Source organism: Georgenia sp. SUBG003, from assembly GCF_000715355.2.
In the GTDB taxonomy this organism is placed as follows: Bacteria; Actinomycetota; Actinomycetes; order Actinomycetales; family Actinomycetaceae; genus Georgenia.
This window is the reverse complement of the sequence record NZ_CP180204.1, coordinates 2,140,793-2,156,504: the sequence shown is the minus strand read 5'-3', so window position 1 is coordinate 2,156,504 and position 15,712 is coordinate 2,140,793. Positions and strand designations below refer to the sequence as shown.

General features: G+C 72.8%; 14 protein-coding genes and 5 pseudogenes. 13 read left to right on the top strand and 6 right to left on the bottom strand.

Annotated features, from left to right (window positions below; translation table 11 throughout):
• Window positions 1–59 precede the first annotated feature (59 nt).
• Both DA06_RS10660 and DA06_RS10655 read right to left on the bottom strand, forming a co-directional pair.
• Complete coding sequence (locus tag DA06_RS10660; protein WP_043499835.1) at window positions 60–1,043, bottom strand: tripartite tricarboxylate transporter substrate binding protein; 984 nt, start codon at window positions 1,041–1,043, stop codon at window positions 60–62.
• Window positions 1,044–1,088: 45 nt separating this feature from the next.
• Window positions 1,089–2,220: pseudogene (locus tag DA06_RS10655) on the bottom strand (tartrate dehydrogenase).
• 257 nt (window positions 2,221–2,477) lie between these two features.
• On the opposite strand from DA06_RS10655, the gene DA06_RS10650 reads away from it, so the two are divergent.
• On the top strand, window positions 2,478–3,401 hold the full coding sequence (locus DA06_RS10650) for a LysR family transcriptional regulator (protein WP_418607652.1): 924 nt from the start codon (window positions 2,478–2,480) through the stop codon (window positions 3,399–3,401).
• Between the two features lie 230 nt (window positions 3,402–3,631).
• Window positions 3,632–3,970, top strand: a complete 339-nt coding sequence (locus DA06_RS10645) for an STAS domain-containing protein (protein WP_052436625.1) — start codon at window positions 3,632–3,634, stop codon at window positions 3,968–3,970.
• A gap of 139 nt (window positions 3,971–4,109) precedes the next feature.
• Here DA06_RS10645 and DA06_RS10640 read toward each other — a convergent pair whose 3' ends face one another.
• Window positions 4,110–5,432 (bottom strand): ANTAR domain-containing protein, encoded by a 1,323-nt coding sequence (locus DA06_RS10640; protein ID WP_418607650.1) that lies wholly within the window; start codon window positions 5,430–5,432, stop codon window positions 4,110–4,112.
• Window positions 5,433–5,544: 112 nt separating this feature from the next.
• Here DA06_RS10640 and DA06_RS10635 point away from each other — a divergent pair, with 112 nt between their 5' ends.
• From DA06_RS10635 to DA06_RS10585, 11 genes and pseudogenes are all read left to right on the top strand, one after another.
• Window positions 5,545–6,006 (top strand): hypothetical protein, encoded by a 462-nt coding sequence (locus DA06_RS10635; protein ID WP_052436623.1) that lies wholly within the window; start codon window positions 5,545–5,547, stop codon window positions 6,004–6,006.
• Entirely contained in the window at window positions 5,993–7,027 is a 1,035-nt protein-coding gene (locus DA06_RS10630; protein ID WP_043499831.1) for a chemotaxis protein CheB, read from the top strand. Before DA06_RS10635 ends, DA06_RS10630 begins: the two co-directional genes overlap by 14 nt.
• A 9-nt stretch (window positions 7,028–7,036) precedes the next feature.
• A pseudogene (locus tag DA06_RS10625) lies at window positions 7,037–7,336 on the top strand (hypothetical protein); the annotation flags it as partial.
• 253 nt (window positions 7,337–7,589) lie between these two features.
• Window positions 7,590–7,955: pseudogene (locus DA06_RS10620) on the top strand (CheR family methyltransferase); the annotation flags it as partial.
• A gap of 175 nt (window positions 7,956–8,130) precedes the next feature.
• Window positions 8,131–9,072 carry a PAS domain-containing protein gene (locus tag DA06_RS10615; protein WP_418607648.1) on the top strand — a complete coding sequence of 314 codons (942 nt, stop codon included), beginning with the start codon at window positions 8,131–8,133 and terminating at the stop codon, window positions 9,070–9,072.
• 256 nt (window positions 9,073–9,328) lie between these two features.
• Window positions 9,329–9,598: a hypothetical protein gene (locus DA06_RS10610; protein WP_418607647.1), complete on the top strand. Its 270-nt coding sequence runs from the start codon at window positions 9,329–9,331 to the stop codon at window positions 9,596–9,598.
• A gap of 308 nt (window positions 9,599–9,906) precedes the next feature.
• A complete protein-coding gene (locus DA06_RS10605; RefSeq protein ID WP_043499828.1) occupies window positions 9,907–11,112 on the top strand; it encodes a hypothetical protein in 1,206 nt (401 codons plus the stop codon).
• Window positions 11,113–11,190: 78 nt separating this feature from the next.
• Window positions 11,191–12,438, top strand: coding sequence for a hypothetical protein (locus DA06_RS10600; RefSeq protein ID WP_052436622.1), 1,248 nt, complete (start codon window positions 11,191–11,193; stop codon window positions 12,436–12,438).
• Window positions 12,435–12,701, top strand: a complete 267-nt coding sequence (locus DA06_RS10595; RefSeq protein ID WP_418607645.1) for a hypothetical protein — start codon at window positions 12,435–12,437, stop codon at window positions 12,699–12,701. Before DA06_RS10600 ends, DA06_RS10595 begins: the two co-directional genes overlap by 4 nt.
• Window positions 12,698–13,402 (top strand): response regulator transcription factor, encoded by a 705-nt coding sequence (locus DA06_RS10590; protein WP_052436621.1) that lies wholly within the window; start codon window positions 12,698–12,700, stop codon window positions 13,400–13,402. Before DA06_RS10595 ends, DA06_RS10590 begins: the two co-directional genes overlap by 4 nt.
• Before the next feature lie 320 nt (window positions 13,403–13,722).
• On the top strand, window positions 13,723–14,274 hold the full coding sequence (locus DA06_RS10585) for a low molecular weight protein-tyrosine-phosphatase (RefSeq protein ID WP_043499821.1): 552 nt from the start codon (window positions 13,723–13,725) through the stop codon (window positions 14,272–14,274).
• Window positions 14,275–14,281: 7 nt separating this feature from the next.
• Here the strand turns inward: DA06_RS10585 and DA06_RS10580 are convergent, their stop codons facing one another.
• The 3 genes and pseudogenes from DA06_RS10580 to DA06_RS10570 all read right to left on the bottom strand — a co-directional run bounded on the left by DA06_RS10580 (window position 14,282) and on the right by DA06_RS10570 (window position 15,707).
• Window positions 14,282–14,854 (bottom strand): phosphoribosyltransferase, encoded by a 573-nt coding sequence (locus DA06_RS10580; protein ID WP_043499818.1) that lies wholly within the window; start codon window positions 14,852–14,854, stop codon window positions 14,282–14,284.
• A 324-nt stretch (window positions 14,855–15,178) separates the two neighbouring features.
• Window positions 15,179–15,328 (bottom strand): annotated as a pseudogene (locus DA06_RS10575) (DMT family transporter); the annotation flags it as partial.
• A gap of 63 nt (window positions 15,329–15,391) precedes the next feature.
• Window positions 15,392–15,707: pseudogene (locus tag DA06_RS10570) on the bottom strand (DMT family transporter).
• Window positions 15,708–15,712 lie beyond the last annotated feature (5 nt).

The following is a 15,712-nucleotide window of genomic DNA, read 5'->3' as shown; positions in this document are numbered from 1 at the left end:
TCTCCTTTCTAGGTCTTGCCCGCCCGCAGGCTGTGCGGGCGGGTGGCCTCCTCGGTCGGTCAGAGCATGCCGAGCCGCTCGAAGAGGTCCTGGTAGACCTCCGTGCGCTCGGCGGTGAACTCGGTGGCCTCCTCCGGGCCCATGTTCTCCAGCACGAAGCCCTGCTCCTCGAACTGCTTGGCGAGCTCGGGGTCCTCGTTGACCTCCGCGAAGGTCTCGGCGAGCTTGTCCACGATCGCGTCCGGCGTCTCCGGCGGCACCGCGACGCCGCGGTAGGCGCCGTCGACGAGGTCGATGCCCTGCTCCGCGAACGTCGGGTAGTCCTCGAGGCCCGGCAGCCGCTCGTCGGTGGCGACGGCGAGGGTGCGGATCTGGTCCCCGAGCTGGTCGATCATGGGGGTGTAGGTCATCAGCGCGTCGACGTGGCCGCCCAGCAGCGCGGGAACCGCGGCGCCGGTGCCGGAGAACGGGGTGTAGGTCGTCTCGATGCCCGCCTCGTCGTTGAGCAGGAGCGTGCCGACGTGGTTGGCGCTGAAGTCGCCGCTGCCGCCGACCGAGAGGCCGCCGGGGTTCTCCTTCGCGGCGGCGATGAAGTCGTCGAGAGTCTTGATGTCGCTGTCGGCCGGCACCGCGAGGATGTTCGGCGTGCTCTGGAAGATGTAGACCTGCTTGAGCTGCCCGGTCTCGTACCCGGCGTCCTCGCGCATCATCGGCTGGAGGATGATGTGCGGGAGGTTGTGCCCCATGATCGTGTAGCCGTCCGCCTCGGTGCGCGTGAGCTCCGACCAGGCGAGCGCTCCGCCGCCGCCCGGCTTGTAGGAGACGGTGACCTCGGTGCCGAGTGCATCCTGGAGCGGCTCCTGCTGCAGCCGCGCGGTGATGTCCGACTCGCCTCCGGCGTCGAAGGCGATGATGTAGTCGACCGGGCGCTCCGGATAGCTCTCGGCCGCCTCGTCGGACTGGGCGGCCTCGTTCCCGCCGCACGCGGCGACCATGGTGCTCAGGGCGATGAGTGGCAGGGCGAACTTGGCAATGCGCTTCATGGTGATCCTCCGTTGGATCGGTGTGGGGTTGCCGGGTTGCGTGGCCTAGCGGGTGGTGGCGGTCTCCTCTCGGGTCGCGGGCCGGGGGGCGTCCCGCAGGGCCGCGACGAGCGCCTCGGTGACCTCCGCCGTCGAGGCGGTGCCGCCGAGGTCGCGGGTCAGGGTGCCGGACGCCGTCACGGCGTCGATCGCCAGGCGGACCCTGTCCGCGGCGTCCGGGTGCCCCAGGTGGTCGAGCATGAGCGCGCCGCTGGCGACGGCGCCGATCGGGTTGGCAACGCCCTGCCCGGCGATGTCCGGGGCCGAGCCGTGCACGGGCTCGAACATCGAGGGAAAGCGGCGCTCCGGGTTGAGGTTCGCGCTGGCTGCAAGACCGAGACTCCCGGCGAGCGCGCTGCCGAGGTCGGAGAGGATGTCGGCGTTGAGGTTCGACGCGACGACCACCGAGAGCGTCTCCGGGTGCAGGACGAAGCGCGCCGCCATCGCGTCCACCAGGACGCTCTCGGTCTCCACGTCGGGGGTAGTCGGCGGAGACCCGGCGGAAGACCTCGTCCCACAGGACCATGCCGTACTGCTGGGCGTTGGACTTCGTCACGCTCGCGACCTTCCTGCGGTCGCGGGTGCGGGCCAGGTCGAAGGCGAAGCGCATGATGCGCTCGCAGCCCACCTCGGTGAACAGCGACGTCTGGACGGCGACTTCGCCTCCCTCCCGTGCGGAGAGGTTCCGGCCGCCGAGCCCGGCGTACTCGCCCTCGCTGTTCTCGCGGACGACGACCCAGTCGAGCTCGGTGGTGCCCGCCTTCCGCAGCGGACTTGTCACCCCGGGGTGGAACCGCACGGGGCGAACGTTCGCCCACTGGTCGAAGCCCTGGCAGATGGCGAGCCGCAGTCCCCAGAGACTCACGTGGTCAGGCACGCCGGGCCAGCCGACCGCCCCGAAGTAGATGGCGTCGAAGTCCCTGAGAACCTCGAGACCGTCGTCGGGCATCATCCGGCCCGTCTCGCCGAAGTGGTCGGAGCCCCAGGGCAGCTCCTTCCATTCGAAGCTGAAGGAGCCGGACAGCCGCGCCGCCTCGTCGAGCACGGCCCGGCCGGCGGCGACGACCTCACGTCCCACGCCGTCGCCGGGGATGGCGGCGATGTGGAAGGTGGTGCCCTGCTGAGACGTGCTCGTCATGTTCTGCTCCAGGCCGGCCGAGGTATGCGTTAACCCGGCAGTGAACTCACTCGCCCGTCATGTGTCTAAGACCAACGACCGATATGTCCGATAGGCAAGGGCTATCTCACTTGGGGCCGTAACACACGTGACCTGCAGGTCCACTGCTGATCACGCGGCTTCAATAGGTATCGATGCGGTAACGCCCGCCCTGAGGTCGACGGTGCGGTGCCGACGGGAACGGCCGGCCGGTTGCGCGCCGGCTGGCGTGCGGACGCATGGGACGCACTACGGTGTGCGGCGTGGACGCGCGCCAGCTCCAGTACTTTCTCGCCGTCGTCGACGAGGGCGGGGTCCATGCGGCGGCGGAGAAGCTGTTCGTCGCTCAGCCCTCCGTCTCGCAGTCGCTGCGGGCGCTCCAGCGTGACCTCGGCGCCGAGCTGTTCACCCGCACGGGACGGCGGCTGCAGCTGACCGCTGCCGGTGAGGCACTCATCGCGCCGGCGCGGCAGGTGCTGCACTGGATGGACCTGTCCCGGGCGCACGTCGAGGCGGTTCACGGGCTGCGAACGGGGCGCCTGGTGATCGCGACCATGCCTTCCCAGGCGGTCCACCCCCTGCCTACCGTCATCGATCGTTTCGTGGCCCGGTACCCGTTGGTGCAGATCTCCATCCGGTCCGCCGGCACACCGCAGGACGTGATGTCGCTGATCCGTTCGGGCGGCGTGGAGCTCGGGGTCATGGCGGTGACGAGTGCCGTGGACACCGAGGGTCTGGCGGTCCACCCGATGGGCCGGCAGAGCTTCATCGTGGTGTCTTCGCGCGACTCCAACCTGCCGGCCCGCGGCCCCCTGACCTACGACCAGCTCGAGGGGCAGCGCCTGATCATCGGCCAGCCGGGAACGGGGATGCGGCGGGTCGCAGATCAGGTCATCGCCGCCAACCGGTCCACGGTGGCCGTTGTCGAGACGGAGCACCGAGAAGCGGTCCTGCCGATGGTGCTGGAGGGGACCGGCATCGCGATCGTGGCGGAGCCCTGGCGCAGCCTGGCCAGGGAGGCAGGTCTCGTGGTGCACGACCTGGTGACTCAGGAGCACCTGGAGATCTTCATCGTCCATCGCCAGGTAGAGCTGAGCCCCGCCGCGCGGGCGTTCCTGCTCTTCACGGTCCCGTCCGCGCTGACGCGCCGCCCCTCGCCCTGACCGCGGAGGTGGCTTTCCGCCCTGCCGGACCTCTCGAGCAGCGCGGCGGTGGAGGAGAGATCTCCGATGGTCATACATCGTCTGCAACTGCCCGGCTCATCTTGTCGACAGCACCGCGCGAACAGGTGCACACTCGATGAAGACGGAACGTCGTCCCCAGGCTCCAGCTCAGCGGCCGGGGACCGGAAGCACGGACGCGGAGCCGCGTCCTGGGCGAGGTGACGACGTCGATGACCACCACCACCGACCCGGCTGCGCGCTGGCGCGAGCAGGGCACCGTCGCGGTCCTGACCACCGGCGGCTCGGTGCGGCTCGTGCTGTCCGGGCCGATCGACCAGCTCTGCGCCGCGGATCTCGACGAGGCGGTCCGGGAGGCGGTCGTCGCCGGGCTGCCGGTCGAGGTCGACACCCGCAACGTGACGTTCATGGACTCCTCGGCCGTGGCGGCGCTGCAGGCCCTCACACGGGCCAGTCCGCTGCGGGCGACGTTCATCAGGCCGACCGACCTGGTGCGTTTCCTCCTCCAGGTGACCCACCTGGGCGACTCGGTGGAGATCAGGGGGAACTAGCGCCATATTGAGGCGGGGGGACGGGCCGGGCCGCTGGTGCAGGGGGCGTCGGCGGCCCGGCCCTCGTCTCGACGTCGTCGGAGCGAACCTCCTACGCCCGAGGCCGTGCCTCTCCGCGCCCGCCCTCCTGGACGCGCCCTCACGGCTCCTCCGCGTCGGCACCCCTCACCCGGCGGCGACCGGCCGCCTCCTGCACGATCCGGGCGGCCAGCACGCGCAGCTTGACGTTGCTGTCGCGGCTCATCTTCACCAGCTGGGAGAAGGCCTCGTCGGCGTCGACACCGGCCCTCGCCATGATCACGCCCTTCGCCTGCTCGATCGTGGCCCGGGACTCCAGCGCGAGAGCGAGCGTGCGGGCCGTACCCTCCAGCTCGGCCTTGAGGTCGATCTCGTGCAGGACCGCGCCCATGGCCGAGACCAGCAGCTCGGCGACCTTGCGCTGGCCGTCGTCCAGGCCGTGCGTCCCCTCGCTGCAGACGGTGAGGATCCCGACGGGGGCGTTGCCCGCCGCGATCGGCAGCGCCATGACGGACCGCACGCCCGACCCCACCGCGAGCTCGGCGAAGTGCGGCCAGGCCCCGTGCTCGTGCAGTTCCGGGACCTGCACGACGCGCCGCTCGTCCCACGCCTCGATGCCCGGCCCCTCGAGCGCGACCATCTGCGCACCGTCGACGAGCTGGGCGAGCTTGGAGGTGGTGCCGACGAGGTCGGGCTCGCGGGGCGTCCCGACGGTGCAGCTCACCCCGACGTCGGGGCCGAGCGCCCGTGCGCAGATCTCCGCCATCCGCTGCACGGTGGCCGCGCGGCGCATCCGGTGCAGCGGCAGCTCGCTGATCTCGACCAGCGCGGCGGCCGCCGTCGGCCGCAGGACGGCCGGGAGGTCGAACTCGGACCCGCCGTCGGCGAGCAGGATCCACGTGACCTCGGTGACGTCCGTGACCAGGTCGTAGGAGACGCTGGCCACGAGCTCCACGCTGGCCGGGCCGCCGCCTCGGGGCACGAGCGCGACCACCTGACGAAGGGACGAGCGCTCCCGCGCCGCGGACGCGAGCCGACGGCGCAGCTCCGGGCGGTCCTCCGCCAGGACGAAGCTGATCAGCGGGCGCCCGATGAGCCGGTCGGCCCGTACGCGGAGCAGCGAGGCGGCGGCCGCGTTGCCCGAGCGGATCAGCCCGTTCGGGTCGGTGACGACCACGGCGACCGGCAGCATCTGGATCAGTCGTTCGTGCTGCCACCGCCCGGTCCGGTGGCTCTCCAGCAGCCGCGCGACCTCGACCCGCTGGGCGCGGATCTCCTCGTCCGCGACACGCAGCTCCTCGTGCGCCGACTCCAGGTCCGTGAGCAGGACGTCCGGGTCGGCCCGGTTCAGCGCACCGCGCACGGCCTCGATCTGCTCCTCGAGCGCGTCGAGCTGAGAGTCGAAGGCGTTGGCCGGACCGCTGGCCGGCAGGTGCTCCGTCACGAGCGGCTCCTCGCGTCGTGTTCGCACCAGGGCCTCACCCGTGACCACCGCCCGGTGGTGGCCGACCCCGGGACCACCACACCGTGGTAGGCACCGAGAGTACCGTGGTGATGTGGAGCAGGCGAGGGCCGACGAGGCCGGACGTCGTCGAGACCAGGCCGCCGAACGGCTGAGAGAGCTCGCCGCTCTCCGGTCGCGGCTGGCCGCCGGCGACGCCGTCACCCGCGAGGATCTCGAGCGCGCGCTGGAGCGTGCCGAGGAGTCCCGCGTGCTCGCGGACGAGGCCCACGAGCACGCCGCTCAGGCGCACCATCGCGCAGCCCTGGCCCACCTCGCGGCGGCGGAGCTGCTGGACGTGCTCGACGTCGGCCGGGCCGGCGACGCCGGCGGCGCCGTGCGCGCCGCCGCCCACCGCGCTGCCGCCCGTGCGGACTTCAGCTCGGAGCAGGAGGACATCGACGAGGCGCGGCAGCACGACGCGCGTGGACCGACCCGACGGGCGGCGGAGGGCACCCCCGGCACGATGGGCCGAGAAACGACCGACGAGCAGGGAGCACGACGTGGCCAGACGTGACGTCGTCGTCGTCGGGGCCTCCGCCGGCGGCGTGGAGGCTCTGCGCCAGCTCGTGGCGGGGCTGCCGCCGGACTTCCCCGCCAGCGTGCTCGTCGTGCTCCACGTGCCGGCGACCGGAACCAGCGCACTGCCGCGGATACTCGACCGTGCCGGTCCGCTGCCCGCCCGGCACGCGACGGAGGGTGATCGGCTCCGGCACGGCGAGATCCTCGTCGCCGCCCCCGACCAGCACCTGATTCTCTACGACGACGCCGTGACGCTCTCGCGCGGCCCCCGCGAGAACGGGCACCGCCCCGCCGTCGACGTCCTGTTCCGCTCCGCCGCAGCCGCTCTCGGGCCCCGGGTCATCGCCGTCGTCCTCTCCGGCGCCCTCGACGACGGCGCCGCCGGGATGGTGGCCGTGAAGCTACGCGGCGGCGTCGGCATCTGCCAGGACCCGACCGAGGCGCTTCACGAGTCGATGCCCTCGTCGGCCATGCAGGCCGCGCCCGTCGATCACGTCCTCCCGGCCACGCTCATGCCCGCTCTGCTGACCCAGCTTGTCCAGGAGGAGGTGCCGTACGCGCCTGTCGAGGCTCCCGAGCTGATGCGGGTGGAGGCGCGGATGGCGGACTTCGACCTTGACGCGCTCGACGACGACCGCCCCGGCGAGCGGTCCGACTACACCTGTCCGGACTGCCACGGTCCCCTGTACGAGATCGTGGAGGGTGGCCTTGTGCGCTTTCGCTGCCGGGTGGGGCACGCCTGGTCTGTGGCCAGCCTCGTGGCGCAGCAGTCGGCCACGCTCCAGGGCGCCCTCTGGATGGCCCTGAGGTCGCTGGAGGAGAAGGCCACGCTGACGCGCCGGCTGGGCCGGCAGGCGGAGGACCAGGGCAGGCCCCTCAGCTCGCGGGCGTTCGACGCCGAGGCCGACGAGGTGGGGCGCGCCGTCGGGACGTTGCGAGACCTCATCGACGAGATCACCGCACGACCCGCGCTGACAGGGCAGGAGATCGAGGCGACCAGTGAACGGGACAGCTGACGGCGGCGTGTGGCCGGTGCGCCCGGCCGGTCAGGAGGCCGCCGGTTCCGCGGCCGGTGGTGCCCACGGGACGCCACGGACGGCTCCGGCGGCGGGACGGCCACGGACGGCTCCGGCGGTGGGACGACGGTGGACGGGCGTGCCGCCGGCACTCCGCAGTCGCAGGAGTCCGAACTCGCCCTTCCGGAGAGCAGCGACGCGGCCGCCCGGGGCGCCGACCCGGCCTTCGAGTCGCTGCTGCAGTTTCTCAAGGAGGAGCGCGGCTTCGACTTCACCGGGTACAAGCGCAGCAGCCTGGTCCGCCGGGTCCGGCGGCGGATGGAGTCCGTGCGTCTGACGGACTTCGACCAGTACCACGACCACCTCATGCTCCACCCGGGCGAGTTCACGGCGCTGTTCAACACGATCCTCATCAACGTCACGGGCTTCTTCCGCGACCCCGACGCCTGGGACTATCTCGCGAGGACGGTCGTCCCGGAGCTGCTGCAGCGGCGGGACGGGCACGACGTGCGGGGTGTGGAGCGCGGGGTGCGCCTCCGGCGAGGAGGCGTACTCGCTGGCGATGGTCCTCGCCGAGGCGATGGGCATGGACGCCGTGCGCGAACGGGTCAAGATCTACGCCACCGACGTCGACGAGGAGGCGCTGGCTCACGCGCGCCTGGGGACGTACACGGAGATGCAGGTCCAGGCGATCCCCGAACCCATGCGTGCCAAGTACCTGGAGGCCACCGGCGACCGCTTCGTCTTCCGCAAGGACCTGCGACGGGTGGTGATCTTCGGGCGCAACGACCTCGTGCAGGACGCCCCGATCTCCCACGTCGACATCCTCGCGTGCCGCAACACGTTCATGTACTTCAACGCCGAGACTCAGGCGCAGATCCTCAACCGGCTCCACTTCGCGCTGCAGCCCGACGGCGTCCTCTTCCTCGGCAAGGCCGAGATGCTGCTGACCCACTCCACGCAGTTCCGGCCCGTCGAGCTCCGGCAGCGGATCTTCCGCAAGCTGCCCGGCTCCCCGCGCAACCGCAGCCTGATTCTGCCCCCCGGCGCCCCATCCCGCCGGCGACACCTCCGAGCTCGCGCGGCTGCGCAACGCCGCGCTCATGGCGACGTCCCCGGCGACGATCGTGCTGGACGTCGTGGGACACCTCGCGTTCAGCAACCGGCGCGCCTCGCAGCTCTTCGGCGTCGGCACGCGCGACCTCGGGCGCCCGTTCCAGGACCTCGACCTCTCGTACCGACCGGTCGAGCTCCGGACGCACATCGCGGAGGCCGTCCAGACGCGCCAGCCCGTCTATCTGCGGGACGTGCGCTGGGAGCGGATCCCGGGCGAGCCGGCGGCGTTCGACGTTCTGATCACCCCGCTCGCGGACGAGTCGGGCCGCCTCGGGGTCTCCGTGACCTTCACCGACGTCACGCCCTACCGTCAGCTGCACAGCGAGCTGGAGAGCGCCAACCGTCAGCTCGAGAACGCCTACGCGGAGCTGCAGAGCAGCAACGAGGAGCTCGAGACCACCAACGAGGAGCTGCAGTCCACGGTCGAGGAGCTCGAGACCACCAACGAGGAGCTCCAGAGCACGAACGAGGAGCTCGAGACCATGAACGAGGAGCTGCAGTCGATGAACGACGAGCTCCACGCCACGAACGAGGCGCTGCGCGAGGGGCAGGACGAGATCAACCGGCTCAACTCGTTCATGGTGTCCGTGCTCGGCAGCATGACGAGCGGCGTCGTCGTGGTCGGCGAGGACCTTCAGGTGCTGGCGTGGAACTCCACCGCCGAGGACCTGTGGGGCGTGCGCAGCGACGAGGCCGTCGGCGAGCACTTCCTCAACCTCGACATCGGACTACCGGTCGACCAGCTCCGACAGCCGCTCCAGAACCAGATCGCCGGCCCCGCCGCGGGACCCGAGCGGCTCGAGGTCGAGGCGGTCAACCGGCGTGGACGCCGGATGCGGGTGCGGCTGACCGTCTCGCGCCTGTCGGTCGACTCCGAGCCGCCGTCGGGCGCGGTGATCATCATGGACCCGGCCGGACAGGTCGACTGAGGCCCGCCCCGCGCCGGGAGACCCGAGCGGCCGCCCTGCCATCATGTGCGGATGAGCAACGAGGCCGACGACCTGCTTCTCTTCTGCGACCGGGCGGTGCGCGAGATGGGAGAGATCCTCCTGACGATGGGCGACCAGCTCGCCAACGACCGCCCCGACCTGCCCGGCGCCAACTCTCCGTACGCGATCCTCAACCACTGCCTCGGCGTGATCGAGTACTGGATCGGCGCCGTCGTCGTCGGGCGCCCGGATCACCGTGACCGCGACGCCGAGTTCACGGCGTCCGGGCCGGTGTCCCCCCCTGGTCGTGCGGTCCGGGGAGGCGCTCGCCCGCCTGCACGACGACGTCGCTGGCCTCGACCTGGAGGCGCCGGTGGAGGGAGCGCCGAGCAAGCTGTGGATGGCGCCGGACCGGCCACTCACCCGGCGGGCGGCGCTGGTGCACGTCCTCGTGGAGCTCGTCCAGCACCACGGACAGATGGAGCTCACGCGGGACATCCTGCTCGCCCGCGAGGGCGGGAACTGACACGCCGGACGCGGTTCGGCGACAGCCATCGGTGCGTCCGGCGCACGTGCGGCGATGCGGACCGCGGGGCGGACGAGCCCCCTGTGCCCGTCCGCCCCGCGCCCAGCTGACCGACACCGCCGCGAGGCGACCTTCCGGCCGTGCCGGTACAGGAACAGCCGACCACGGTCGCGCCGGGAACGCGATGCGAGTGCCTGGTGATGTCTGGGTGAATACGTCGGTCACCCCGGGGGCGAGCGAAGGGGGCTTCGCGCGCGCCGGGTGGCGGGGTCGCTCCGGTCGCACCATCCGGACGTCGTCGGTATCTTGTGAGCCACATCACCTCGCAGGAGACGGACATGGCGCTCGAGCGCGACCCGCACCGCGAGGCCGGGGACTCCCGCCTCGCACGCTGGGCCGCGCGCGGCCTCGCCGCCCTGGGAGGTGCCGGGCTGGCGGTGCTCCTCTCGGCAGGCCTGGCGAGCTCGGCGGCCGCCGACGAGAGCGGATCGGTCCTCGGTGAAGTGACCGCGTCCGTCACGGAGACGGTGAACGAGGTGACCCGCCCGGTCACCTCCGACCTGGTCGAGCCGGTCGCCCGTGACGTCGTCGAGCCGGCGACCGCGAAGGTGGCGGAACCTGTCGTGCGTGACGTCGTCGAGCCGACGGTCGAGGAGGCGGTTGCACCCGTACCGGAGGCTGCCGAGCCCGTCGTCCGAGCGGTCACCCCGCCCTCGTCCGACGACGTCGGCGAGCGCATCGCCGAGGGCGTCGCCGAGCCGGTCGTGCGGCACGCCGTCGAGCCCCTCGCCGAGGTGGCCGCGCCGCTGACGAGCGACGTCGCGGCACCGGTGACGGCGGCCCTCCATGACGCTGCCGCACCGGCCGGGGACCTCGTCGGGCCGGTGGGTGCAGCAGCGGGACCGCTGGTGGACGCCGTCCGCACCTCCGCCGTCACCGATGCCCTCACGCCGGTTCCCGGCCCGGCGACCGCACCGGTTCTCTCGGTTCTCGGCCCGGCGACCGCACCCGTCCTGTCGGTCCTCGCCCCCGTGACGGCACCGATCGTGGACCTCGCTCCGCTCCCCACGACCGCGACCACCTCCCCGGCGGCGTGGGAGGCGGGGCGGGATCCCGCCCGAGCTGCCGTGCAGTCGCGCCCGGCGGCGACCGACTCCGTGACCTCACACGTGGAGAGCGTCCTTCCCCGCGGCGACCTGCCGCGGCACGACGGCGCTGCCCGGGGCACCGCGGAGGCGGCCTCCGTGCCCAGCGCACCCGACGTCGCGACGCAGCCCGGACCGTCGCCTGCTGCTGCCCGGCACACCGGAACGCCGCCGCCCGCGCGCCCCGACCATGCCCCGGCACCCGCGGGTCCCGGCACGACCACCACCGCAGCCGCCTCTTCGGGTGCGTACGCGGATGTCGCGCGGGGTCTGAGGCTGCCTGACGCCGACCTCAGCTTCTCCCCCGCCGCGGCTCCGCCGCCGGCCTTTCTGGACGTCCTCCTCGAGGTCGCTGTAGCCCCTGACTGATGGCACCGCGGGCGGCGCGCTGCCGCCCTGCCGGCCGGCGCCCCACGGGCGCGATCCCATCAACCAGGAGGAACTTCCATGTATGTCTACGTCCGACGAGCGCTGCGTACGGCGCTCCTCACCGGCGGTCTGCTCGTCGCCGGAACCGCGGCGGCACAGGCCGCCACCGACGACGGCGGACTGGTCGGCGGCATCGCCGACGACGTCACCGTCGTCGCACCCGTCACCGCCCCCGTGACCGTCGAGGGAGCCGCGGTCAGCGTCCTGGGTGACGCCACCACGGCGTCCGGCACCTCGACGCCGGCGCCGGACCCGGCCGACGTCATCGTCACCGACGCCCCGACGGACAGCTCCACCGACGGCGACGTGGTCGGCGACATCGCCGACGACATCACGGTCGTCGCACCCGTCACCGCCCCCGTGGCCGTCGGCTGCACCTCGGTCGCCGTGGCCGGGGACGCGGACGCCGGCTGCTCCGGCGCGAGCAGCAGCGGAGCTTCGGACGTCGTGGTCACCGACAGCAGCGACGCCGACGGCTCGGACGACGGCGGACCGGTCGGCGACATCGCCGACGACGTCACCGTCGTCGCACCCGTCACCGCCCCCGTGACCGTCGAGGGAGCCGCGGTCAGCGTCCTGGGCGACGCCACCACGGAGTCCGGCACACCCACGCCGGCACCGGACCCCGCAGACGTGACCGTCACGGACGCCACCGCCGACGGAACGTCCGGCGGCAACGACGGCCTCGTCGGGGACGTCCTCACGGGATCCGACGTCGTCACCCCGGTCACCGCACCCATCACCCTCGACGGCAACGCGGTCAGCGTCCTCGGTGACGCCACGGCCACGTCGGGCGACGGCGCTCCCGCAACCGCTCCGGCCGACATCACCGTCACCGACGCGGCCGACGACGACACCACCGCCGCCGGCGACGACGGCCTCGTCGGCGACGTCCTCGCCGGCACCGACGTCGTCACCCCCGTGAGCGCACCCATCACCCTCAACGGCAACGCCGTCGGCATCCTCGGTGACGCCACGGCAGACGGGACGGCAGCCCCTGTCGCCCCGGTTGCCCCCACCACCCCGGAGGAGCCGACCGTTCCCGGTCTTCGCGAGGAGCCGGTGCTGCCGACGATCCCCGCTGAGCCGTCCTACCCGGACGTCCCGGCCGGCGACCCGTCGGACCTTGACGTCAGCGGCGAGCGAGTCGCCGGCGTGCGTCCGGGTTCGGCGTCGCCTCCGGGTCCGGCGTCGCTCCCGGTTTCGGTGTCGGGGCCGGCTTCGGTGCCGGCACCGCCGCCGGCATCGGCACGACGGTCCCCGTGACGTCCGGAGCCGCCGCGGCGGACGCTCGCGGATCGCTCCGGCTGGAGGGCGGGCGCGACGCCCTCTCCGACACCGGGGTCGGCGCGGGAGGGATGGTGGCCCTGTCGGCCGTGCTGCTCGCCGGCGGCCCCCCCGGCGCCGGGGTCGGCCTGACCGGGATGACCGAGCGGGCGCACCTCGTCGGGGGCCTGCTCGAGCACGGCGTCGAGGAGGACGGCGCCTTCGCCATGAGAGCGTGGCTGCCGTGGGAGGAGGACGAGTGAGTCTCGAGGTCAGCACCCCCGACGGGCGAGGGGCGGCGCGTGCGGACGCGCACGTGCGGGTCGCGATCGTCGACGACGACGCCCTCGTGCGCGCCGGTCTGCGTATGATCCTCGGCGGGGACCCGAGGATCGACGTCGTCGGCGAGGGCGGCGACGGTCACGAGGGGCTCGCCCTGATCGAGCGCGAACGTCCCGACGTGGTGCTCATGGACATCCGGATGCCCCGGCTCGACGGGCTGGTGGCCACCCGCCGCCTGACCGAGCGCGGCTCGCCCGCCCGGGTGATCGTGCTGACCACCTTCGACACCGACGAGATGGTGCTCACCGCGCTGCGGCACGGGGCCGCCGGGTTCCTCCTCAAGGACACGCCGCCGGAGGACCTGGTGCTCGCGGTGGGGCGGGTGGCCCGAGGAGAGCCGATGCTCTCGCCGAGCGTCACCGCCCAGCTCATCGCCGCCGTCGCGCAGCCGCCGGACGACGGCCGAGAACGCTCCGCCAGGGAGCGGCTCGCCCGCCTGACCGACCGGGAGCGGGAGGTCGCGGTCGCCGTCGGGCGCGGGCTGTCGAACGCCGAGATCGCGCGCAAGCTCTACATGGGCGTGGCGACCGTGAAGACCCACGTCGGCCACCTGTTCGCCAAGCTCGAGGCGGCGAACCGGGTGCAGATCGCCCGCTGCGTGCACGACGCCGGGCTGGTCTGAGGGCATGGAAGAACCCGCGGGTTCCCGGCCTGCTGGCCGGGTGCCGTGATGGACGAGTCACGGCCCCCGCGGGCTCCGGTGACCACCTGGTTCTCGCCGCCCGCCGGGCGGGAGGACCCTCGGGTCCGTCCACAGACGGGCTAGCGGGTAGCCACCTCACGCGTCCGAAGAATATTCACCTCTGGACCACCTCCCTTCTCGTGTGCGCACAACCGTAGGTCGCGGAGCCCGCCGTGTCACCACCTTTTTCCGACGACGGCGCCTGGGAGGTTGGTCACGACGGCGGGCCGGCGCCCCAGGCCCCTGGCACCATGGACGGCATGACCGCCCCTGCCGACCGGCCCTTCCGCGTCCTCGTCGTGTGCACCGGCAACATCTGCCGCTCGCCGATGGGCGAGGTCGTGCTCCGCGAGCGGCTGGCGGAGGCCGGCCTGGACGGCGCCGTCGAGGTAGCGTCGGCGGGCATCAGCGACGAGGAGCACGGCAACCCCATCGACCGCCGGGCCCGCGCGGTCCTGGCGGAGCACGGGTACCCGGTGCCGCACCACCGCGCGCACCAGGTGGCCCCGCACGAGCTCGCCGACTACGACCTCGCGCTCGCGATGACCAACCAGCACGCCCGCGCGCTGCGTCTGCGCGCCGAGCGGGACGCCGACCCGCGCACGGCCGAGGTCCGCCTGTGGCGCGAGTTCGACGACACCGCGCCGGAGCTGGCGACCGCGGGGGAGTACGACCTCGACGTGCCCGATCCCTGGTACGGCGACCACGGCGGCTTCTACGACACCCTCGACGTCGTCGAACGCGGCGCCGACGGGCTGGTGGCGCACCTGCGCGAGCGGCTCGGCGACCGTGCCGAGAAGGTCAGCAGCTGACCTTCGGTCAGAGCTCTTCGGTGACCGGCGGCTGGGACGACCACGGGAACATGATCCAGCGGTCGGTCCGGCGCCACACGTAGTCCGGGTCGATGACGGAGCGCGGCTTGGCGTAGATGACCGCCGAGCGGGCGTCGACGGCGCCGGAGAAGTCGGGCGCACCGTCGCCGTCGTGGTCGTCGCCGGGAAGGCCCTTGGACCGGACGAGGTCCATCACCAGGGCGAGCGTCCTGCCCGAGTCCGCGACGTCGTCGACCACCAGGACCTTCCGGCCCGGCAGGTCGGAGGTGTCCATGAGCGGCGGCAGCACCACGGGCTCGGGGAGCGTCTCGGCGACGCCCGTGTAGAACTCCACGTTCAGGGTGCCCATGGCCTTGGTGCCGAGCGCGTAGGCGACCGCTCCCGCCGGCACCAGCCCGCCGCGCGCGACGGCGACGACCAGGTCCGGGATCCAGCCGGACCGCACGACCTCGCGCGCCAGCTCGCGTGCGGCCTCGCCGAACTCCTCCCAGCCGAGGACCTCCCGCTCCTCGGTCGCGGAGGTGGTGGCGCCGTCGTCGAATGCCGTGGCTTCGCTCATCGCGCCATCGTAGGACCTCGCCGCACGGGCCTCAGGTCGCCGCTGCTTCAGGTCCGGGGAGGTGTCCGGCGGGAGCCGGGCTCCGGCTGCGCACGCGACGCGTCGTCGGCCGCGGCTCGCGGTTCGCCGTCGGACCCACCACCTGAGCCGCTGCCGGGCATGGCCCACCCGGGGGGCGTCGGACCCGGCACGGGACGCGCCGCCGACCGCCGCCCGCGGCCCCGCGGGGACCAGCTTGAGGCCGATCACGGCCGCGATGATGCCGCTGATGAAGACGACCTTGGGGAGCGAGACGCTCTCGGCGCCCGTGGCCATCGCGTAGGTCACGGTGAGCGCCGCGCCGACGCCCGTCCACACCGCGTAGGCGGTGCCGATCGGGATGTGCCGGGCTGCGTGCGCCAGCCCCAGCGTGCTGAGCACCATGGCGACGAGGAAGACGACCGTCGGCGCCAGCTCGGAGAGTCCGTCGGACATCCCCAGGGCGGTGGCCCAGACGGCCTCCAGGACGGCGCTGACGAGCAGGACGATCCACGGCACTCAGCTCACCGCCTTCAGTCCGACGACCGAACCGACCAGCAGGACCAGGAGCAGCGTCCGGGCGAGCGTCGCGCGCTCCTGGCCGGTGACCACCCCCCCACAGGACGGTCAGCGTGGCGCCGATGCCGACCCAGACGGCGTAGGCGGTGCCGGTGGGCAGGTCGACCATCGCCCAGGCGAGACCGGCCATGCTCAGGGTGGCGGAGACGAGAAACAGGACGGTGGGACGCCACCGCCGGAACCCGTCGGAGGCGGACAACGCCGTGGCCCAGACGGCCTCCAGCATGCCGGAGACGACGAGCACGATCCACGCCATGACAA